The sequence below is a fragment of the Formosa sediminum genome, assembly GCF_007197735.1.
GTDB classification, from domain to species: Bacteria; Bacteroidota; Bacteroidia; order Flavobacteriales; family Flavobacteriaceae; genus Formosa; species Formosa sediminum.
In genome coordinates, this window is sequence record NZ_CP041637.1 from 3,229,481 (window position 1) to 3,251,955 (window position 22,475).

Annotated in this window: 16 protein-coding genes; 5 read left to right on the forward strand and 11 right to left on the reverse strand. The window is 30.7% G+C overall.

Annotation, left to right across the window (positions count from 1 at the left end; all coding sequences use genetic code 11):
* Positions 1-31 precede the first annotated feature (31 nt).
* The 4 genes from FNB79_RS14265 to FNB79_RS14280 all read left to right on the forward strand — a co-directional run bounded on the left by FNB79_RS14265 (position 32) and on the right by FNB79_RS14280 (position 7,717).
* Positions 32-1,720, forward strand: coding sequence for a peptidoglycan DD-metalloendopeptidase family protein (locus FNB79_RS14265; RefSeq protein ID WP_143381993.1), 1,689 nt, complete (start codon positions 32-34; stop codon positions 1,718-1,720).
* Positions 1,721-4,195 carry a TonB-dependent receptor gene (locus FNB79_RS14270; protein ID WP_143381994.1) on the forward strand — a complete coding sequence of 825 codons (2,475 nt, stop codon included), beginning with the start codon at positions 1,721-1,723 and terminating at the stop codon, positions 4,193-4,195.
* 74 nt (positions 4,196-4,269) lie between these two features.
* Positions 4,270-4,785, forward strand: a complete 516-nt coding sequence (locus tag FNB79_RS14275; protein WP_143381995.1) for a GNAT family N-acetyltransferase — start codon at positions 4,270-4,272, stop codon at positions 4,783-4,785.
* Between the two features lie 742 nt (positions 4,786-5,527).
* Positions 5,528-7,717, forward strand: a complete 2,190-nt coding sequence (locus FNB79_RS14280; protein WP_143381996.1) for an acylase — start codon at positions 5,528-5,530, stop codon at positions 7,715-7,717.
* 350 nt (positions 7,718-8,067) lie between these two features.
* Here the strand turns inward: FNB79_RS14280 and FNB79_RS14285 are convergent, their stop codons facing one another.
* The 4 genes from FNB79_RS14285 to FNB79_RS14300 all read right to left on the reverse strand — a co-directional run bounded on the left by FNB79_RS14285 (position 8,068) and on the right by FNB79_RS14300 (position 11,712).
* Positions 8,068-8,913: a hypothetical protein gene (locus tag FNB79_RS14285; protein ID WP_143381997.1), complete on the reverse strand. Its 846-nt coding sequence runs from the start codon at positions 8,911-8,913 to the stop codon at positions 8,068-8,070.
* A gap of 179 nt (positions 8,914-9,092) precedes the next feature.
* Positions 9,093-10,013, reverse strand: coding sequence for a 1-phosphofructokinase family hexose kinase (locus tag FNB79_RS14290; RefSeq protein WP_143381998.1), 921 nt, complete (start codon positions 10,011-10,013; stop codon positions 9,093-9,095).
* A gap of 28 nt (positions 10,014-10,041) precedes the next feature.
* Complete coding sequence (locus tag FNB79_RS14295) at positions 10,042-10,332, reverse strand: antibiotic biosynthesis monooxygenase family protein (RefSeq protein ID WP_143381999.1); 291 nt, start codon at positions 10,330-10,332, stop codon at positions 10,042-10,044.
* 171 nt (positions 10,333-10,503) lie between these two features.
* Entirely contained in the window at positions 10,504-11,712 is a 1,209-nt protein-coding gene (locus tag FNB79_RS14300; RefSeq protein ID WP_143382000.1) for a retropepsin-like aspartic protease, read from the reverse strand.
* A gap of 128 nt (positions 11,713-11,840) precedes the next feature.
* Here FNB79_RS14300 and FNB79_RS14305 point away from each other — a divergent pair, with 128 nt between their 5' ends.
* Positions 11,841-12,497 (forward strand): class I SAM-dependent methyltransferase, encoded by a 657-nt coding sequence (locus FNB79_RS14305; RefSeq protein ID WP_143382001.1) that lies wholly within the window; start codon positions 11,841-11,843, stop codon positions 12,495-12,497.
* Between the two features lie 369 nt (positions 12,498-12,866).
* Here FNB79_RS14305 and FNB79_RS14310 read toward each other — a convergent pair whose 3' ends face one another.
* The 7 genes from FNB79_RS14310 to FNB79_RS14340 all read right to left on the reverse strand — a co-directional run bounded on the left by FNB79_RS14310 (position 12,867) and on the right by FNB79_RS14340 (position 22,417).
* On the reverse strand, positions 12,867-13,571 hold the full coding sequence (locus FNB79_RS14310; protein WP_143382002.1) for a hypothetical protein: 705 nt from the start codon (positions 13,569-13,571) through the stop codon (positions 12,867-12,869).
* A 131-nt stretch (positions 13,572-13,702) separates the two neighbouring features.
* A complete protein-coding gene (locus FNB79_RS14315; RefSeq protein WP_143382003.1) occupies positions 13,703-14,461 on the reverse strand; it encodes a YoaK family protein in 759 nt (252 codons plus the stop codon).
* 103 nt (positions 14,462-14,564) lie between these two features.
* Positions 14,565-14,927, reverse strand: a complete 363-nt coding sequence (locus FNB79_RS14320) for a methylglyoxal synthase (RefSeq protein WP_143382004.1) — start codon at positions 14,925-14,927, stop codon at positions 14,565-14,567.
* Complete coding sequence (locus FNB79_RS14325; RefSeq protein WP_143382005.1) at positions 14,927-15,790, reverse strand: N-acetylglucosamine kinase; 864 nt, start codon at positions 15,788-15,790, stop codon at positions 14,927-14,929. Before FNB79_RS14325 ends, FNB79_RS14320 begins: the two co-directional genes overlap by 1 nt.
* A gap of 85 nt (positions 15,791-15,875) precedes the next feature.
* Positions 15,876-16,880: a type I glyceraldehyde-3-phosphate dehydrogenase gene (gene gap / locus FNB79_RS14330; RefSeq protein WP_143382006.1), complete on the reverse strand. Its 1,005-nt coding sequence runs from the start codon at positions 16,878-16,880 to the stop codon at positions 15,876-15,878.
* Between the two features lie 22 nt (positions 16,881-16,902).
* Complete coding sequence (pfkA, locus tag FNB79_RS14335; protein ID WP_143382007.1) at positions 16,903-17,889, reverse strand: 6-phosphofructokinase; 987 nt, start codon at positions 17,887-17,889, stop codon at positions 16,903-16,905.
* Positions 17,890-18,043: 154 nt separating this feature from the next.
* Positions 18,044-22,417 (reverse strand): translocation/assembly module TamB domain-containing protein, encoded by a 4,374-nt coding sequence (locus FNB79_RS14340; protein WP_143382008.1) that lies wholly within the window; start codon positions 22,415-22,417, stop codon positions 18,044-18,046.
* Positions 22,418-22,475: the final 58 nt, after the last annotated feature.

Here is a 22,475-nt window from a genome sequence, read left to right on the forward strand (position 1 = left end):
AATAATTACATTAGTGGCTCAATACTAATATATGCGAATTCCCTTTTTTTTATTCTTTTTTATACCTGTTATTCTTTTTTCTCAAAACCCTTATCCACAAGATTATTTTAGTAATCCGTTAGAGATTCCTATTGTTTTAGCTGGGACTTTTGCCGAATTAAGATCTAATCATTTTCACTCGGGAATGGATATTAAAACTCAACAGCGTGAAGGCTTAAATGTCTTAGCTGCTGCAGATGGTTTTGTAAGCAGAATTAAAATTTCATCCTTTGGTTACGGTAAAACCTTATATGTAACTCACCCTAACGGATATACAACCGTATATGCACACTTATCTAAATTAGCCCCAAAAATTGAAGCTTATTTAAAAGAACGTCAGTATCAAGAAGAATCTTATGAGATAGAATTATTTCCCCCTATTAAAGCCTTACTAGTAGAAAAAGGAGAACGTATTGCTTATAGCGGAAACACGGGGAGTTCTGGTGGACCACATTTACATTTTGAGATTCGAGATAAAAATGAACACCCTTTAAATCCTATGTTATTTGGCATCACTACAAAAGACACCAAAGCTCCTTTAATAAGTAGTTTATATGCCTATCCAATTAGTGAAAATGCTCATGTAAATAAATCTGATAGCAAACAAAAAATACGATTAATAAAACAAGCTGATGGCAATTTTATTGCTGAACCTATTAAAGCTTATGGTAAAATTGGTTTTGGTATAGAAACTGTAGATCAGCAAGATCTTGCATATAATAAAAACGGTGTATACAATATACAAACGCAATTTAATGGTCTTATTAATTTTGAAATCGATTTTAAATCTTTTTCATTTCTAGAAACCAATGACATTAATAGATTAATAGATTACGACATTTACAAAAATGAAAAAGACCGCATTCAGAAATTATTTGTAGCTAGTAATAACACCTTAAGTTTATATAAAAACACGGTAGATAATGGCTATTTAACTATTGCCGATAGCACTTCTGGAGTATATAAAATTAAAGTGAGTGATTTTGAAGGCAATGCCTCTTGGATTACCGTTTCTATAGATGGAAAACAAAACGATAAGGTTATAAAAACAGCTCCTAAAGTAACACCCTACTATATATTCGAAAATAAAGCTACAGCTTTAACTGAAGAAAATGTTACTGTAAACTTCTTTAAAAATACTTTTTACGAAGATTTTTTCCTAGATTTTAAAGTCTCTAACGATACATTACAATTATTGCCTATTGGGCAAGCTGCAAGAAAAAACTTTAGTATTGCTTTTGATATTTCTAAATACAACGATGCAGACAAAAACCAATTATTTATTGCAGAATTAGTAGGTTATAAAAAATACCCGAGTTACTCTAAAACCACACGCACGGCTAACACCCTTGTAACATACACCAAAGATTTAGGTTATTACACCTTAGTTTCAGATACCGTTGCACCTACCATTACAGCTGTTAATTTTAAAAATAACCAATGGATTAGTAGTGCCAAGACACTTCGGGTAAAAATTTCAGATGATTTATCCGGAATATCCAATTATAGAGCGACCCTTAATGGCAAATGGATTTTAATGGAATACGAATACAAAAAAGATATGCTAACTTATGAGTTTAGTGATAACATAAGTGCAACTGGACAAAATGATTTTAAATTAATAGTAACAGATAACGTAGGAAATAGTGCTACTTTTGAAACCAGGTTTTACAGAAAATAAATGAACACAAACAGAAAAAACAGACGTTATTTACTAAACGTACTCTATTTTTTAATTCCTTTAATTTCGGCTGCACAAAGCGGAACGTTACAAGGCGTTATATTAGACGAACAAAACCAACCTATAGCTAACGTAAATATAAAAGCGGGAACAGAAGGGACACAAACTAACGAAAACGGATTTTATTTAATAAAAATTCCTAATAATACAGATATTAAAACCCGATTTACTCATATTAGTTTTAAATCTGTTACTGCTAGTTTTAATTTAAAAGATGGGGAAGTCTTTGAGTTTAACCCTGTAATGAATACCAAGGTAGAGCAAATTGCTACAGTAGTACTTTCTGGTAATAAACGCAAAGACGTTCAAGGTATAGTAACTTTAAATCCTACAGTAATTCGTAAAATTCCAGGCGCTAATCCCGGAATAGAAAACCTACTTAAAACACTTCCTGGTGTAAGTAGTAATAACGAATTAAGTACACAATATTCGGTTAGAGGTGGTAACTACGACGAAAATTTAGTTTATGTAAATGGTATTGAAGTTTACAGACCTTTTTTAGTACGATCTGGACAACAAGAAGGACTTAGTTTTGTAAACACAGATATGGTACAAAATGTAGATTTCTCTGCAGGTGGTTTTCAAGCAAAATATGGCGATAAATTATCTTCTGTTTTAGATATTACATATAAAAAACCTGTAGATTTTGGTATAAATGCCGATTTAAGTTTACTTGGCGGAAGTGTATCTGCAGAAGGTATTAGTAAAGATTCAAAATTTACAGGGCTTGTAGGATTACGTTATAGAGATAATAGTTTACTAGTAAATGCCAAAGAAACCGAAACAAATTACGATCCAAAATTTGCAGATATACAAGCCTATTTAACCTATCAGTTTACGGATAAATTCAGTTTAAATTTCTTAGGAAATGCATCCATAAATAAATATAACTACGAACCCGAAACACGACAAACTAACTTTGGAACATTAGACGATGCTCAAGCTTTACTTGTTTATTATGAAGGCGAAGAAAAAGATGCCTACCAAACACTTTTTGGTGCATTACAAGCCACTTATACTGTTAACGACAACTTACATTTACATTTAGTAGGATCTACTTATCATACTACAGAAGAAGAATATTTTGATATTTTAGCTGAATATCGTTTAGGTGAAGTAAATAGCAATATTGGTGATGAAAATTTAGGTGAAGTAGAATATAGCGAAGGTATTGGTGGACAACTTAATCACGGAAGAAACGATTTAGATGCGCTTATTACCACGCTAGAACACAAAGGTAATTATACAACTAATGGTAACGATTTTAATTGGTCTGTAAAATTTACCAATGAAGATATTAGAGACAGATTAGTAGAATGGGAAGTTATAGACTCTGCTGGATTTTCTATAAATGCACCCGATTTTTACACACCTAACAATCAGCCATACGAGCCTTACGAAGGACCTCTTGTAGCCTACCAAAATGTTAGAGCAACCAATAATACTACAATTAATAGAATTCAAGCGTATTTACAATGGAGTCGTCGTTTTGAATTGGGCGAGCACGAAGTCTGGGCAAATGCAGGAATTCGATCTCATTCCTGGACGGTAGATGGTGAGGACATTGAAAAAAATTCGCAAACTGTTATCAGTCCCAGAGCTCAATTTGCCATTAAACCTAACTGGAAACACGATATGCTGTTTAGAGTCTCTGGAGGTTTATATTATCAGCCGCCTTTTTATAGAGAATTAAGAGATGCAACAGGAACTGTAAATCCAGATGTTAAAGCTCAGAAATCTGTACATTTAGTATTAGGTAACGATTACAGTTTTCAAATATGGGAACGTCCTTTTAAGTTAACTACTGAAGCCTATTACAAAAACTTAACAGATGTAAACCCATACACTGTTGAAAATGTACGTATAAGATATGCCGCCAACAATAATGCTGTTGCTTACGCTTACGGCTTAGACTTAAGGTTAAATGGAGAGTTTGTACCTGGTACAGAATCTTGGTTTAGTTTTGGATATCTAAAAACAGAAGAGAACATAGACAATCGAGGGTATATTGCAAGACCCACAGATCAACGTTTAAAATTTGGAGCCTTATTTCAAGACTATGTTCCCAATATGCCTGCTATGAAAATGTACTTAAATTTAGTGTATAACACTGGACTGCCAGGAGGTTCTCCTAGCTATGCAGATCCTTATATTTACCAAACACGATTACAAGACTACAAACGTGCAGATTTAGGTTTGCAATACGTTATTGTAGATGAAAATAAAGGCTTTGATAGTGGCTGGAGAAAACCTTTTAGATACTTATCTTTTGGGTTTGAAATCTTTAATGTTTTTGATGTACAAAACTCCATTACCAATACTTGGGTTAGAGATGTATACAGTAAAAAACAATATGCAATTCCCAATTATTTAACTCCTAGAGTGTTTAATATTAGAACTACAATGAAATTTTAAAAACGTAATTTTAATAATTACATATCGTGTAATAAATTAGATTATTAATTAAAATTAAGATAAAAACTTAGAATTTGAATTATACATTTAGGTTAGCCGAGTTGTCTGAAGTCCCTATAATATGGGAAATTTTAAAGCATGCTATAAAACGTAGAAAAGAAGATGGTAGTAACCAATGGCAAGACGGTTATCCAAACCCAGAAGTTATAACCAACGATATTAAAAAAAGAGTCGGTTTTGTACTTACAATAAACAACCACATTGTAGGATATACAGCAATACTTATAAACGACGAACCCGAATATAACAACATTAAGGGAAGTTGGCTTACTAATACAGATTTTGTGGTTTTTCATAGAATAGCTATAGCTAACACACATTTAAATAAAGGTTATGCCAAACTCATCTTAAAAAACATAGAAACCTATGCTATTAAAAATAAAATTTATAGCATAAAAGCAGACACAAATTTTGATAATAATGGCATGCTAAAACTATTTGAAACACATAATTATATTTATTGTGGTGAAGTTTATTTTAGAGGCAGCCCAAGAAAAGCTTTCGAGAAAGTCTTACATATATCGTCTTAGATTAAATGGCTATAATTGCTATTTAATTAACTCATACAACAACCTGTCTTTCAATAAGATTAATTACAAATAAAATTTAATTTTTAAACGACAATAGAAGAGTTTATACAGTACAACAACCTAACTTTACAACGATTAAGTAAAATTTACATAAAATTAACAGGTAATTGAGCATATAAACATATCAATTTTAATGTACTTTTTAATGATGTTGCAACATATATTTGCACTTTAAAATGTTATAAAATCATGTTTATATCACAAGGATACTACTGTTATCAAGTACATCAAGAAAAGAGTTTAAACTCTAAAACAAAAGACGCTAAAATAGCTAAGCCGGCTCCTGCTGAGTTCAATATTTTTAAAACTTTAAAACAAATTTTCAGTTATAAAAAACACACATACCAATCTTGTAAATAATTTACGTTTACATTTTTGATTTAAATTATACCATACGTTTAATTAGTATTAAGCGTATGGTGTTTTTTTTTATAGCTACTTTCTTGCTTTTATATAAGCACCTTTTATAGCTTTTTATTAAACTTAATTTTAATACTCTACCCTATTCTTTATTTGTTTTAAAATTATTTAAAAACTCCCAATCTTAATACCTACAAATTTATAATTATTTAAATATTTTATTATTTGGCAGGTTTTAAAGTTATTTCATTAAATATTAAATCACAAAATAGTATATTGACTTGCATTATAACATCTCACTCTTATACTTTTAAATAAAATTATGTATCGACACCTTTTTATTGTTTTTCTTATAACTTTAATAGGCTGTAAGAAAGTTGAAAAAACACTCACAGCAGAAGAAATGCGTTGGCAACATCATACCAAGAATATAGAAATTATAAGAGATGATTACGGTGTGCCTCATATTTACGGGCAAACAGATGCAGATGCTGTGTTTGGTCTATTATATGCCCAATGTGAAGACGATTTTAATCGTGTAGAGCGGAATTATATTTGGGCTATAGGCAGACTTGCAGAAGTTGAAGGGGAACAAGCGCTTTATAGTGATTTGCGAGCTAATTTATACATGACCAAAGACGAGGCTATTGCAAACTATAATAATAGTCCGATATGGTTACAAAAATTATGTATTGCTTTTGCAGATGGTATAAATTACTATCTAAAAACGCATCCAGATGTACAACCTAAACTATTAACTCATTTTGAACCTTGGATGCCCATGTATTTTAGTGAAGGCTCTATTGGTGGAGATATAGAACGAATTTCTACTAAAAAAATAAAGTCTTTTTACGCGCCTGATTCAGACGATAAATTAGCCGTAAACGAAGGATTAATCAGACTTAAAGACGATGAACCTCGAGGTTCTAATGGCTTTGCTATTTCTGGTAGTAAAACAAAATCAGGAAATGCCATGCTACTCATTAATCCGCATACATCGTTTTTTTTCCGTGGCGAAGTACATGTAGTAAGTGAAGAAGGTTTAAATGCTTATGGCGCGGTAACCTGGGGACAGTTTTTTGTATACCAAGGATTTAACGAAAAAACAGGTTGGATGCATACTTCTACAGGAACAGACATTATTGATGAATTTGAAGAAACTATAGTTAAGGATGGTACTAAAACGTCCTATCAATACGGTGAAAATTTGCGTTCAGTAGATTCTTTAAAAGTTACACTAAATTACAAATTGGCTGATGGAAATACCACTGATAAAACCTTTACAATATATAGAACACATCACGGACCTATAACTCATGCAAATGCTGATAAGTGGGTAGCTACAGCATTAATGTGGAGTCCTATAAAAGCATTAGAACAATCTTTTACACGAACAAAAAAATCTAATCACGAAGGGTTTTATAATATGATGAAAATGCGAACTAATTCATCTAACAATACGGTATATGCAGACGCCGATGGAACCATTGCGTATTATCACGGTAACTTTATACCGAAACGAAATGAAAAATTTGATTACACAAAAGCTGTAGACGGTAGTAACCCGGAGACAGATTGGAAGGGAATTCATGATTTGGAAGACAATATTTTTGTTTTAAATCCACCTAATGGTTGGATACAAAACTGTAACTCTACGCCTTTTACAAGTGCCGCAGAATATAGTCCAAAACCAGAAGCATACCCAAAATACATGACCTCTTTTCCAGAGAATTTTAGAGGCATACATGCTATTCCGTTACTTACAGAAGCGAAAGAGTTAACTTTAGATGGATTAATTAATTTAACCTACGACTCCTATTTACCAGGCGCAGAACTTCTAATTAATGGTTTACTTGAAGCTGCAAAACAAGCAGCACCTGAAAATCAAGATACAAAAGATGCTCTAGAACTTTTAACACAATGGGACTTTAGAGTTTCAACCGAATCGGTACAAATGACTCTAGCACAATTTTATTTGAATGCTTATTTAGCATCTGATATTATAAAACAAAATCGTTTAAAACGAATGGATGCCTTTAATTATATGAGTAATGAAGCACCAGTAAGCGAACGTATTAAAATATTTGAGCTGGCTTTAGAAGAATTAAAATTAGATTTTGGTACTTGGAAAACACCTTGGGGAGAATTTAATAGATACCAAAGAAATGACGGAGCTATCGTACAAAAATTTGATGATAAAAAGCCTAGTATTCCTGTAGGTATGGCCTCGGGAACCTGGGGCGCTCTAGCTTCTTTTGGTACTAAATTTGGAGCAGATACCAAACGCCAATATGGTACATCTGGAAATAGTTTTGTAGCTGTTGTAGAGTTTGGAACTAAAGTAAAAGCAAAAAGTTTATTAGCAGGTGGACAAAGTAGTAATCCAAAATCATCACATTTTAGTGACCAATCGCAACGCTATGCTGATGCAAAATTTAAGGATGTAGCTTTTTATAGGAGTGATGTTGAAAAACGAGCTGAAACTATTTATCATCCAGGTGATCAACATTAAATCTAGTGATACTGTTTTTACCTTAAAAAGAATAGAAGTCGCTTAAATTAGAAATCCAGTTTTTTTAAACGATTAATTTATGTTTTATAATTTACTATATCCCTAACTTCTGTGTACCGATCTTGGTCAAAACTATTAATAATGTATGTTAGAATTAATTACTTATACAGTGTTGGATATCCCAAAAACTAACAACAAAACATATAAATCTTTAAATTTTAATAAAGCTTGTACTAACCTTTACTTAAAAAGATAAGCAATTAAAGTAAACACAAATACATTAAAATAATCAATAAAAAACCAGTAACTCTAATATAAATTACTGGTTTTAGATTTATTTAAGATGTATATTAATCTATAATAGTTCCTGACATATTTAATTGAGCGGGTTTATAGCCAATATCCTTTATATATTCACTGGTAGACACATCTTCGTACACTATGTATCTTAAATTTTCTTGAAAATACATATTAAATAATGCTGTTGCAGTATAGGTTCCTGTAACACTTGCTCCGGCATAGACATTAACATATCCTTGCTGCTTAGGATTTAAATTAGCTGCTTCGGGTATGCTCAAAGTAGTACTAAAAATATTAGCACCTGCTGCTTCTGGTGTTGTTATATTTATATAATTATTAGTTCGTAAAGTAAGTCTAATAGGATAATTTCCAACATTAGTCCACGTATCTACTTCTAAACCTGCATAAGTTTTGTTAACTGGTGAATCTGGGATTGTTATGACTGAATTATTAAACAATATGGGCTGCTGTGTATCTACTATAATTCGATATACTTTAGCATTTGTTTGATCGGAGTTAGAGACTTTAAAATCGACTGTATTAGGATAACTAAAATCTATAGGTTCGCCAACGCTAGCTGTATAAGGTTTAAATTCTTCTTCGTTTACCCTATAAGATAATGAGGTCCCTTCAAATTCTATTGTTGGTGTAAGACTTGAATAATTTACTGGTGATGGAAATAAGCAAACCACTAAAGAATCTACTGTATATACTTTAGATGCTAAAACTGAAAATGTGTGATCTTTAGATAACATATTAAAACTCGATATGGCTAATTTTTCATCAGTAGTTTCTGCTTCTTCTTTTTGATCGTCATCATTAGAAGTACAATTTGAGAATAAAACAGTAACTGTTAGTAAAAGATAAATTTGAAAATGCTTTTTTAGGTGTTTCATAAATAGACAGTAAATTAGTTTATATTCTCTTAGCAATAGTCCTGCCAAAACAAAAGGTTTATTTTTAAAATTGAATTTAAATTAGTTGTTACTCTGTATTAGCCCTGATTGCAACGGCATCCTTTTTTATTTTTCTTAAAAAAGATATAGTGAAAAGCAGGTTTCCGCTTCTAAATCACTTAAATAAGTTTTAAAATTTTATCTATATTTTCTTTGTGTGCAAGATCGGATCCTTCACTTAAAGTGGCGGCTACACCACATGCAACACCCCAACGCAGCATATTTTTAGGCGTTTTTTCTTGAGTAATAGCATATATTAGGCCTGCTACCATACTATCTCCTGCTCCTATGGTACTATTTACAGAAATTACTGGAGCTGCAACATATTCTATACCATGATTATGAGCTATAAATGCGCCATCTTTACCTAATGAGACTACAACATACTGTGCAATCTGGTCTGCTACCATTTTTAAAGCAAATGCTTCGCGTTCAGACTTAGTTAAACTTTCTTTACCGGCTAAACGTGCCAATTCTTTTTGGTTAGGTTTAATTAAAAACAATTGATTTTTTAAAACTTCATGAAAAACCGGTCCAGAAGTATCTACAATAACTTTAACTTCTTGTGCTTTTAAATTTTGAATTAATTTTGAGTAATAATGCGTTGGTAAACCTACAGGTAAACTCCCACTTATTACAAATATATCTCCTGCTGATAAGTGTTTATTTATTAATTGTTCTATGGGTTCTAATTCTGTTTCTGAAAACGGACTTGTAGGCATTCCAAACCGATATTGCAGTTTAGTTTTGGTATTAAATACTGCGAAATTTTCTCTAGTTAAATTTGAAATTGGAGTGCTTATCACATTAACATGTTGTTCTTTAAGCAGCTCGACTAAATGTTCTCCGGTTTTACCTCCAAAAGGAAATAAACAGTCACTTTCTATACCTAAACGATGCAATACTCTAGAAATATTAACACCTCCACCACCAGGATGATAGGTAATGTCGTAACATTCTAATTTATCGAATGGTGTAATATCATCTACTTTTGCACTTTTATCTAAGGCCGGATTTATGGTAAGTGTTATAACTTTCATAGATTAAATTTACTTTTATATTAAAGTTTTAAATTAATGTTTCGTAATGCTCTACTGTTGGAAATGGGCTATAATAATGGTGTAGTAATGCTTTCCATTTTAAATATTCTGGAGCTGTTCTAAACCCAATATTATGATGCGCTACAGTTTCCCAATTTACTAGTAAAATATATTTATAATCTGTTTCTATACATTTTTTTAAAGTATGGTTTACATAGCCTTCTATAGCACTTATGTATTGACCTGCTAAGCGAAAATCGTTTTCAAACCGCTCCTGCTGTCCTGCTTTTATATTTAAAATAGCTACTTCTAAAATCATTTTTTTGTTCTATTTTTCAGTTTTTATTTCACTAAACTTAAACTGTTTACACCTATAAATTCTTACGAATTAAAGTACTCTACATACTCTTTTTTATTCTTAAATTAATTATATATTTTAATTTTCCTTTTAAAAAAAACAAGGATAAAAAAACAACTGATTTTTATTTTGTTAGGGAGTAGCTAAGGTTAATAATTTACTCTTGGTTAGTAATTGTTTCTCTACTGTAATATTAAATATATTACCATTAACAGATTTAATTTTTAGGTTAACTTTTTGTTGGCTATCAGTTTCTGAATCTTTGTTAATTAAATCGCAGAGCACTATATCATTACCATTTATTTGTAAAATTTCATCGCCGTAATGTAAAATATTTTGAAGCTCTTTATCCCAAACAAACCCAACAATTAACTTATGATCTTTAAGTGTTTTACTAAAATTAAATTCTGGAACTTCTACATTAATCTTATTTGATTTTGCGTTAAAATAAAACTTTTTATGTATAAAATCTAAAGTTACAATACCATGTTTTAATAGTTCTGAACCTATCCTAGAATTACGATCGTTAGTTGTTGTGGTTATAATATTATTAAGCGCTATATTATTTATTTCTAGCGTAGGCAAATGTAATCTATAATGTTTTTTAACAGGAACATCTCCAAACAGACTTATTGATGATGCTCCTTCACTTTCCCCAAGAGCATTGAAAATTGGGTCTTTTGAAAAAATTTTAAAATGTGTTTTAGATAAATCATACAAACCATTGGCTCCTGTATCTACTAAAACTTGTTCTCTACCACTCGCCTCACCTTTTAATTTAACCCAAATATAGGGACTACTTTGCACGCCAACTAGTTTCATTTTACTGGCGTTTTTCCTGTCTAATTGTAATAACTTTTTATTATTTGTGAGGTATATTTTTTTTTGATCTACATCAATTTGTATAATTGATTTTCTTAACATATTACTACCAATAAAACCATCGACTCCAAAACACTCAAAAATTGGATTTTGTTTTTTATCGAATACTAAAGTGGCTGTATTTTCAAAAACCAGATCCCCAAATTTTAATTGATTCACAGAGACAACATCTAAATTTTCTTTTATACCACTAGCATCGGTTATAGGAATTGTATTTAAAAATTTAGGAGCAATTACATTACTAATGTCTTTAGTAATTATATTTGGTGCACCTGTATCAAGAATAAATTTATAGGTAACACCTTCTATTTCTACAGGAACAATAATTTTTTCCGTTTCAAATTCAAAATCTATAGTTTCAAAATAGTCATCGGCCGGAATTTCTCCAATATTTAGGTCAATTTTTTGAGCGTAAATTTGAGTCACTAAAAAAATCAAATAATAAGGTAGGTTTTTCATTTTCAGGATTTGAGCTCATTAAAAATACATGATTTAAATTTAAAACCTAGTGTATAATTTATAATAAAACTTCAATTATATCTGGTTTCATTTTTAAAATCTTTAATCATTTAATTAATATTGTAGGTATGAAGCAAAAAACAAAAAAACCTTGGCCTACTAAAGCTGCAATGGAACAGGTTTATGACATGAAACTTTGGGGAGATAATCACACTAAATTTTATTCCGGAGAGGGCTCGCACCATCCAGACCTTGTTTGGCCTTATTTAGAAAATATAAAAACGTTTTTAAACCATTTTTCTTCTCCTATAGTAGTTTGCGATTTAGGTTGTGGCGATTTTAATATTGGAAGACATTTAGTAAAACACAGCAAAAAATATATTGCTGTAGATATAGTGCCCAGTTTAATTGCCTACAATATAAACACATTTAATTATGAAAATTTAGAATTTAAATGTTTAGATATTGCTAAAGATGCTTTACCCTCTGGAGATTGTGCGATATTAAGACAAGTATTACAGCATTTATCTAATACGGAAATACAATGTATTTTAAATAAACTTACAGCATTTAAATATGTAATTATAACAGAACATATTCCTGAAGGTGATTTTATTCCTAATTTAGATATTATTTCTGGGCAAGGTATTAGGTTAAAAAAAGGTAGTGGTGTAAATATTTTAGAAGCTCCGTTTAATTTTAAGGTTAAAAAAGTAACAGAACTACTCAGTGTAACCTCAAAACAATTTCAAGGCAAAATTGTAACAACTTGCTATATGATTTAAACATACCCGAACAGAGCTATAACTCATTTTTTGTTTTAAACTTATTGCCAAGCGCTGTTTCTACATTCTAGAAAATTAAAAATTACTATAGAAAAGACAAATACAATTTCAAATAGAATTCCTGCTGACGCCGCAATAGTAAATAAAGGATTATCTGCAACTGCTATATTTGAAATTATATTTTATAGACCTCTTAATTAATGAGATTAACAACTAAACTTAAGGCTAATATTTTGAATATAAACGGATTAAATTAAAGCGTTTAACACTTAAATAGAATACGTTACAACTCAAATAAAAAGACTAAACTATTAGTAACATAAAATTTAACGGTATAAAAAATTAAAATAAAACTGATACCATTAAAAATTAATTTTCTGTGTACTTATAGAATGTTAGCTTCTTATCGATTAGATTTAACTTTACAAATCCGCTTCTTATTCCCATATAAACATGGTCATAATCTATTACTGCTAAAGAATTAGGGTACAAATCAGACCAAAATGCATTTCTAAAGATTAGTTTTTGTTTAAAATCTTCAACTACATAGAAGTGTTTATGTGTCGCAATTAAAAATGTGTTTTTAAAACATGTAAAAGCCTCTGGCGTGTCTTTAAACTCTAAGCGCTTGTTAAAAGTAAAATGGTCTCCATCTTGTATTAATTCATATATGGCTCCGCCTGTATAAGATAAATGAGCAAGAGCTTCTATAAAATAGATACGCTCCTTGAATTTAAAAATGAATTTAATGTTTCCTGATTTTATTTCAATTTGCTTTGTAGAGTCCTGAGATGGGACAAATATTAATTTGCCACTCGCGCCATGGGTAATACCTTTTAAGGTGCCATTTTCTAATTTCAACTCAGCAGCCTCACGCCCTGTATTTTGAGTAATTTTTAGAGATTGATCTTCAATACTTACACTAAAATTATGTGTTGAATGATTCAGTTGAAACCAATCATCTGTATATAATTTTGGAATATCTGTTTTAATAAATTCTTTATGGATATTAACGTTTACATCTTGACACGTGAATACACTTAATAATAGAAAACAAAAAAAAACTCTTTTCATTTTTTAAAAGCTTACTTGGTATTTGAGTACATTTTTAAACATAAATTAAAGGTGCAATTTAAAATCTAATGTAATAAATCAATAACAGATTTCAAAAGCACTTAAACCACTAAATTTAGTGATATTAAAATCTATAAATTTAAATTTGGTTTAACGATAGTTCTTCGGGTATATTTACGTTTAGTTTTTATGATTTTAAACCTAAAATCGTCAAAAAACAAACTGACAATTAATATAATTGCAGCTATAAGTAATGTATTTAATTTAAATTGAAGTTCTGAATACATAAAGCCACCTATTAAACCGCCTGAGAAAAAGAATAAAATAATAAATATTCGCAATTTAATATTCGATTTTAATTTTTCTCTATTATGATGTAGCTTCGGGAAAAATAATTGAGATAGATCTATACCTAAATCTGTAAAAAGGCCTGTTAAATGCGTTGTTCTTACTACTGCATTAGAAATTTTAGTTACAAAAGAATTTTGAATTCCCATAGCTAAAAGCAATAAACACACAATAATATTGGGTGATGTAAACGTTACAAAATTACTTAATGCTCCAATTGAAATTAAAATTAAACATTCTAAAAGTGTAGGCCATACAAAAACATTAAGTTGTTTGTTGGCTTTAAAATTTTCTATTAACACACTAGATATAAACGAACCACACAGAAAAGAAAATATATAAATAAAATATATAGTCCCTCTCCAAAACTCTAAATGCTCTACATCTTTAATAAATAATGCAAAATGGCCTGTTACATTAGTTGTTAATTGTTTAAAGGCTAAATATCCTGAAACGTTTACGACTCCTGCAACAAAAGACAATATCGTTGCAATACGTAGATTATGCTTTAATGTCCGGCTCTTACCTTGATGTCTAAACATTAGATTTTTTATTTATTGTAACATTTAAATTTTAAACTCGCATTTAAATAGCCTTTCAATTGTCACAAAAAAAAATCTCTAAACAGAGATTTTTATTATTTTATTATAAGCCTTTCATAAGTAAACTTGCTGTAGCAGGATTAGTTGCTAAAGGTACATCGTGTACATCGCAAATACGCATAAGCATAAAAATATCTGGTTCATGAGGGTGCTTTTCTAGTGGATCTCTAAAAAAAAGTACCATATTACATAAACCTTCGGCTACACGTGCAGCTATTTGAGCATCTCCACCTAGAGGACCAGATAAATAAGGTGTAACCTTAAACCCAGCTTTTTCTACTTTAGTTCCTGTAGTTCCTGTAGAAATTAATGCTATTTGTTTTTGATCTAATACTTCACGATGTTCATTTAAAAACTGAACCATTTCAGCTTTTTTACCATCGTGAGCTATAATTGCTATCTCCATTATTCTATATTATCTGTATGAAATTTTGCTAAACCTTCAATAGGGCGTCTTACAAAATTACCCACTTTAAAGTTTAATTCTTCTGCAACTGCTAATATTTCGTCTTTAGCAAAGTAAGCTATAGATCCAGCAAAATGAACCGGTACTGTTTTGATTTCTTCTTTAAATTGTAATATTTGATTCTTAGCAAATAATCTTATACCTTCTTTAATTAAATTTTGAATGTACTCAGAATCTTTATTTAAAAACATAAATTCTGCAAAAGATGCTAAAAAGGCATTTGGATTAGGTTGTTTATAAATATTGTATTTAATATAATCGGCCTCTAAATTATATTTATCTGCCATGGCCACGCGAATCGTTTCTGGCATTTTATTAAAATAATAATCACGTATTAATTGTTTTCCGAAGTAATTTCCACTAGCATCATCCATAAGGCTCCATCCAAGCGATTTTACACGTTGATGTAATTGTGTACCATCAAAATAACTACAATTAGATCCTGTTCCTAAAATACAAACTACAGCAGCTTCTGTAGGTGTATTTATTGTTGAACATACAGCTGCCATAGTGTCTTCATCTACAGTGACCTCTGCATTAGAAAAAAACTCTTCTAAAATAAGTTTTAATTGTGCTTTTGGTTTTTCTGTTCCACAACCTGCTCCATAAAAAAAGACATGAGTAACATCTTTTTTATATTCTTTTAAGACTTCACTTCCTTTTATAATTTTTTTTAATTTCTTTTCAGAAAGAATTGCTGGATTAAGTCCGCTTGTTCTAATTTTTTCGAGAAGTTGTTTCCCATTTTTATCTACAGCCATCCAGTCGGATTTTGTAGAACCACTATCAACTATTAAAATCATGAGTTAGTTTTGATATAAAAAAACTCCACAGAATACTGTGCTTATAACACAATAACTCTGTGGAGTTATTATTAATTAATACAAATTATTTTACAGATGCGATATGTTGAGCTAAATCTACTAATTTAGTTGAGTAACCAAATTCGTTGTCATACCAAGACACTAATTTAATAAATCCGTCATTTAAAGCCATACTAGCGTTAGCATCAAATGTACTTGTTTTTGGTTCAGAAACGAAATCTTGAGATACTACACCTTCTTCAGTATAACCTAAAATACCATTTAATTCACCTTCAGAAGCTTCTTTTAAAGCTGCTTTAATATCTGCCCAAGCTGCTGGCTTTTCTAAACGACACGTTAAATCTACTACAGATACATCTACAGTTGGTACTCTAAATGCCATACCTGTTAATTTTCCGTTTAATTCTGGAATTACTTTTCCTACAGCTTTAGCTGCTCCAGTAGATGCTGGTACGATATTGTTTAAAGACGCACGACCTAATCTGTAATCTTTTTTAGATACACCATCTACAGTAGATTGTGTAGCTGTTGCAGCATGTACAGTTGTCATTAATCCTTCTGCAATACCAAATTTATCGTTAATTACTTTTGCTAAAGGTGCTAAACAGTTAGTTGTACAAGACGCGTTAGATACAATAGTATCTTCTGCAGTAACTTTTGTATGGTTTACACCCATAACAAACATTGGTGCATCTGCAGATGGTGCAGATATTGCAACTTTCTTAGCTCCTGCAGTAATGTGTGCTTGTGCTTTTTCTAAAGTTGTAAAGATACCTGTACAGTCTAAAACAACTTCTGCTCCTACTTCATCCCATTTTAAATCTTCTGGATTACGTTCAGCAGTAATTCTAATAGCATTTCCATTTACTATTAATTTTCCTTCTTCTGTTGAAATTGTTCCATCAAACTGTCCGTGTACAGAGTCATATTTAAGTAAGTAAGCTAAATGCTCTACATCTAATAAATCATTAATACCTACTATTTGAATATCTGGTCTAGCGACTGCTACTCTAAACGCAATTCTACCAATTCTACCAAATCCGTTAATTCCAATTTTTAATTTTGACATATTCTTATTCTAAATTTAATGTTTAAGTGGTCATGATATCTGACACACGTAATAATTCTAAGTTAATTTTTGATTGTCCTTTTATGGCTTGATCTAAAGGTGTTAAATCCATAATATCGTTTAACAATCCAACCATAAAAGTTGATTTTCCTTCTAACAAGCTTTCTACTGCTTTTACTCCCATACGGCTAGCCAAAACTCGGTCGAAGCACGATGGTGAACCACCACGTTGCATATGCCCTAATACTGATACACGTACTTCATATTCCGACATATGCTCATCTACATAGTCCTTTAATTCAAATACGTTTTTACCAATTTTATCGCCTTCTGCAACGACTACTATACTCGACGATTTCCCAGAAGCTTTACTTCTATGTAAAGATTCTAGTAATCGATCTAATCCTAAATTTTCTTCTGGTATTAACACCTCTTCTGCACCACCGGCAACACCTACATTTAATGCGATGTGCCCTACGTCACGCCCCATAACCTCTATAAAGAATAATCGGTCGTGAGAACTGGCGGTATCTCTAATTTTGTCGATAACTTCTACAACTGTATTTAAGGCCGTATCGTAACCTAAAGTATGTGTGGTTCCGTAAATATCATTATCTATAGTTCCAGGTATCCCCATTACAGGGATATCAAATTCTTGGTTAAACACCATTGCACCTGTAAAACTACCGTCTCCACCAATTACTACGATAGCATCTATATTTTCTTTTTGAAGATTAGCGTAAGCTTTCTTACGTCCCGCTTCAGTCATAAATTCTTTAGACCGAGCCGATTTTAAAATGGTACCACCTTTATTTATAATTCCTTTAACACTACGTGCGTCCATGGTCTCAAAATCGCCTTCAATCATCCCTTGATATCCACGATAGATACCAACACATTCTATTTCGTGATAGGCACATGTTCTTACCACAGAACGAATAGCGGCATTCATTCCAGGAGCATCTCCTCCTGATGTTAAAACACCTATTTTTTTAATGGTTTTTGACATCTTGCATTGATTTATTAGCTAATTTACTAAAGAAAATCAATATACAAAACCCCTTTTAATACTTTTTAACACCCCTCATTAAACTATAACGTTTGAATTAAAAAAAAGTTAAAAACTTATTTATTAATTAATTAAAAGATGAATTTTAGAAGAATTATTCGTCTGAATTTTCGGGTTTCACAAAGATAAGTTCAGGAGTAACTGTATTTGAATTTGGAGATTCATTTTCAGGATTTTGCTCTAAATTTTTAATCTTTTCTCCTTTAAATATTTTTTGAAGTAGCTCTTTAAAAGTATCAAAATCTACATTGTAAGAAATTCCTACACCTTGGGTGTATCCTGTTTCTTCACCAAAGTCTTGAATGCTATTTTCACGATTAAAAACACTTGCTGTTAATGACCCGTCTACATTTAAAAGAAAACGCACTTCAATATCTCCTGCAATAACCGTCTGACTTACACCGCCAACAGGGACATCTACGTTACCATTAATCATAACACGATCGCTAATTTGGGTTTGTAGTGTTACTCCGAATCTGTCATCTGTTTCGTAATTGGGATTGTTCTCTCCCAATTCGTAATTTAAACCAATATTAAGTTTATTGTTACTGTCTGAAAATAGTCCGTTAACTATACCATTTAAACGCTCTGTTAATGTACCATATGGATTTATACCTGTTAAGCCACTAGAAAAAGATCCTGTTGTTAATAAATATAATGCTTGGTTGTCTTTATCTTCTTTAGATTCTAATCTATAATTAAGTTCTGATTTTACTGTTGAATTTACTGTTGGAAACGAAAAGCCAAAATTAATTTCTGGCTGCTCTAACTTTTCGGTTAAGTCTATTTCTACATTTACAGGAATACTTTGGTTAATAGGGTTATCTAGTAATGGTGAAGGATTTGCTTGGGTAGTATAAATGGCTTTAAGATTTATTCGGGCTCCTAATGGATCTCCATCCCATGCTAAAGTTCCTCCTGGTTGCACATTAAATTCTTTTTGTACTAAGCCACCATACATAAAATTGTACACACCTTTAAACACAGAAAAGTCACCATATATATTAAATTTACCATTGGTATTAATTTCTATTAATAAAGCGCCTACTCCATGTCCTTTTATGGTACTGCCAGAATCCCGATCCATTACAATTTCAATCTCTGCATTATTATTTACTTCCAAATCAAAATCTAATTCTAAACCTCTAATATCTTTTAATACTAATTCTTTACCTTCCAGCTTAGCTTGTTTTTCTTCTGGAGTTAAAAAATGTATAAATGTATTGTCTCCAAAGGATTCTGAATCGCTCATTGGAATTTTAAAAACTGTACCTGCTTTTGTTTCGCCCACTACAGAGATTACTAATTCTTCTGTAGGGCCGTAAATTGTAGCACTACCTCCAATAAATCCGGTACCATAATATAGGGCATCTTCAGAGTCGTCTGTATTTAAAACAAGTAATTTATCTGTTTTAATATCTAAACCAAGTTCCCATTCAGAAAAATTATTATGGCGTATAAAACCGCCTAAAACACCTTTAGTATTATATACATTATCTGAGATCTGAATTGTATTGAAAATAAATTCTTGATTTTTTAAAATAACTTGAGAGTTATTTGCAAAATTATAATTAGTATTTAATAACGGGATTAATAACCCGGCATCACGGAGTCGTAAATCGCCTTCTAAAGCGGGCTTTTTTAAATTCCCTATCACTTTAGCATCCCCAGATACAAAACCTCTAATATCGCTTATTACATCTTTTCCTAACGGACTAAAAGGCTTTAAATTAAAATCTTCAAATTTTAAATCTATGTCTATATACGATTCATTATTTAAAGCATCGATGTAACCTATTGCTAAAAAAGAATTGGTTTCATCGTCTTTAATTTTAGAATTTACAAAATAACGTGTTAAATTTTCATTTCCAGTAATGTTTCCACTAAACGAACCTAATTTAAAATTATTTACACTTAGGGAATCTATAGTAACATCTGCACTTGGTAAATATTGACCGTTTTGCTGAAACACATCTACTTTACCATTTAATAAACCTCCTAATTCTAAACTATCTAATTCTGGGGAAATTTTTGCTAAATCGACATTTTTAAAATTAAGTTCTAAATCTTTTTGAGTAGAATCTTTTAAGAATCCTGATAAAGAAATCTCCTCATTATCTAGAGACATCACGAGCTTATCAATATTTATTTCTTTTAAATCTTTAGAAAACTCAATTTTATTTAAGGTGTCTCTAGATTCGTTTACTAACCACTTACTATTTTTAAATGTAACATCGGACTTTTTGAAGCCAAGTACAGAATTATTATCTGTATTTATAGTATGATAAAAATTTAAGTTAAACACATCGTTATTTCGCTTACCACCTTGAAATTCTGAACGCATAAACAAAGTGTCGTTTATGGTTTTGTTTACGAGATTAAAACGTGATAAATTATAAAACTTAGTCTTAATACTATCTACTTCTATAAACGTGTTAAATAAAGGATTGTTATTATCTATATCTATAGAAATATTACTAGCAAAATAATCGTATAATCTAATTTCTGGAGACCTAAACATAACATCTAATAACTGATCGTTACTTTGTACATGTCCTTTTATAAAAGTATTTTTTCCTAGTCTTATATTGGGATAAAATACTTCAACTATTTTATTGTAAATAGTAAAGTTGAAATCTACAAATTGATTTTCTGGAACTTTTACAGGATCAAAATTTCTATAAATACTACCAATAGCATTTTCAAACATTATCCCGAGATCTCTAAATCTGAAGTTTCCATTCATTTCTCCTTCAATTATATCTGGAGAATTTACACTTACATATCTTATGGAATCTCTAAATACAGATGTTATTGTAAAAGCATCGAACACATAGTTGTCGTGCTCATTCTTATAATTAGCATTTGTGATTGCAAATAGACCTTCTACATCGTTAATGGTAGTCCCTAATGCTTTAACTTCTACTAAACCTTTAAATTGAGATAATGTATCGTTTTTTACAAAGTTTAGTAATCTTAAATCTGCATACTTAACATCTGCAACAAAATCTACCTTTTTTGTAACTTTAGAAAAATCTGCAATCCCATTAAATTCTAATTTAAAATTTGGATCGTTGCTAATTAAATTCCCGTTATAAACACTACTTTTAAAATTTCCTAAAACATCAATATTTTTATATGAGTAGTTATTAAAATCCATATAAAATATTTCGCCATTCACTTTTGTATTTACATTGTCTTCTTTAAACCCACTTCCATCAACATCTATATCTAAAGACGTTTTATTAAAATTATCATTCTCTAAAAACGATCCTAGATCAAAATCTGTAACTACAAGATTACCTTTATAAGTAGCTTTATCTATATTATCTATATTGGTTAAAACCAAATCAGATTCTATTAGACCTAATGAAGTATTAATACGTAAGTCTGCATCAATTCGTGAGGTAGTTAATTGTGTTGTTCCGGTAATATTAAATTCTCCGAATCTCTCAAAATTAGAAGGTATAGTTTGACCTAATAAATTAGGTAATAGTGTAATTAAATCTTTATATGTAGAAGAGAGTCTGTTAAACTGTCCATTCATGTAAAACGTATTCTCTGTTCTATTAAACAAGTTTTTAAAATTAATATCTCCTATTATCCTAGACCCTCTGTTTGTTGTTAAGTTTAATGCATTAAAGTCTAAATCGTTTAATGTTCCTGTTAATAATACTGAAAATTTAGCACGCTGATTAACACCAAACTCATTATAAAAATAATTAAGATCGCTTAAGACTAAATCTGCAGCTGTTATGTTTGCATTTACTTGAACTTTTTCTGTAAACAAACTTAAGTCTTCGCGTTCAAATTCAAACTTCACATCTCCTTTTAAAGTAGACTCTTTGGTTTTAAGATCTAAATTGGCAAACGTAATATCGTTTAAAGTATAGGCAAAATTAGTACTCATGTTTTCCACATGAAGTCCATGACTATCTGTAAATTCTAGAGTATTAACGCGTGTAGACACATTTGGACCATGAATTAAAAAGTTAGAGGCATTAATTTTAAGATCATTAAACTTCATGACTTGAGGCGTCTCTAGGTTTTCATTTACAAAAGTAAATCGTCCATTATAGATTGACACATCACTAGATGACAACAAAAAATTGCTAGGTGTATCTTCATTATTATCATCATCAAATTTAGCAACAAACACATCTAAATTGGTATCTGTTTCTCCTTTGTAAGTCTTAATATTAAAGTCTAAATCTGTTGCTTCAATTTCAGAAAACACCAATCTGCCATTATATAAGTTTCTAAAATTAACAATATGTGTTTCAAGCAGTTTAGCATTAATTAAAGTATCTTGCATATAGTCTTCTATATACACGTTTTTAATCTGGACATCTCCATTAAAATGCAGCCCTACCGCACCAATATTAATATTAGTATTATAAGTCTCGTTTAGTTTAGTAGTCGCATATTTTCCTAATCGTGTTTGTACGCCTGGAATAGCTAAAATCACGATTAATATAAAAAACAGCAGCAAAATTATGGCTACTAGCTTAGATAGTATTTTTAAA

Bases quoted from the DNA above. Each gene is read 5' to 3' on its own strand.
- FNB79_RS14270 (WP_143381994.1), top strand. From the start codon at position 1,721: ATGAACACAAACAGAAAAAACAGACGTTATTTACTAAACGTACTCTAT.
- FNB79_RS14320 (WP_143382004.1), bottom strand. From the start codon at position 14,927: ATGGAGATAGCAATTATAGCTCACGATGGTAAAAAAGCTGAAATGGTT.
- gap (WP_143382006.1), bottom strand. From the start codon at position 16,880: ATGTCAAAATTAAAAATTGGAATTAACGGATTTGGTAGAATTGGTAGA.
- FNB79_RS14265 (WP_143381993.1), top strand. From the start codon at position 32: ATGCGAATTCCCTTTTTTTTATTCTTTTTTATACCTGTTATTCTTTTT.
- FNB79_RS14310 (WP_143382002.1), bottom strand. From the start codon at position 13,571: ATGAAAAGAGTTTTTTTTTGTTTTCTATTATTAAGTGTATTCACGTGT.
- FNB79_RS14300 (WP_143382000.1), bottom strand. From the start codon at position 11,712: ATGAAAAACCTACCTTATTATTTGATTTTTTTAGTGACTCAAATTTAC.
- FNB79_RS14315 (WP_143382003.1), bottom strand. From the start codon at position 14,461: ATGTTTAGACATCAAGGTAAGAGCCGGACATTAAAGCATAATCTACGT.
- pfkA (WP_143382007.1), bottom strand. From the start codon at position 17,889: ATGTCAAAAACCATTAAAAAAATAGGTGTTTTAACATCAGGAGGAGAT.
- FNB79_RS14290 (WP_143381998.1), bottom strand. From the start codon at position 10,013: ATGAAAGTTATAACACTTACCATAAATCCGGCCTTAGATAAAAGTGCA.
- FNB79_RS14280 (WP_143381996.1), top strand. From the start codon at position 5,528: ATGTATCGACACCTTTTTATTGTTTTTCTTATAACTTTAATAGGCTGT.
- FNB79_RS14285 (WP_143381997.1), bottom strand. From the start codon at position 8,913: ATGAAACACCTAAAAAAGCATTTTCAAATTTATCTTTTACTAACAGTT.
- FNB79_RS14305 (WP_143382001.1), top strand. From the start codon at position 11,841: ATGAAGCAAAAAACAAAAAAACCTTGGCCTACTAAAGCTGCAATGGAA.
- FNB79_RS14295 (WP_143381999.1), bottom strand. From the start codon at position 10,332: ATGATTTTAGAAGTAGCTATTTTAAATATAAAAGCAGGACAGCAGGAG.
- FNB79_RS14325 (WP_143382005.1), bottom strand. From the start codon at position 15,790: ATGATTTTAATAGTTGATAGTGGTTCTACAAAATCCGACTGGATGGCT.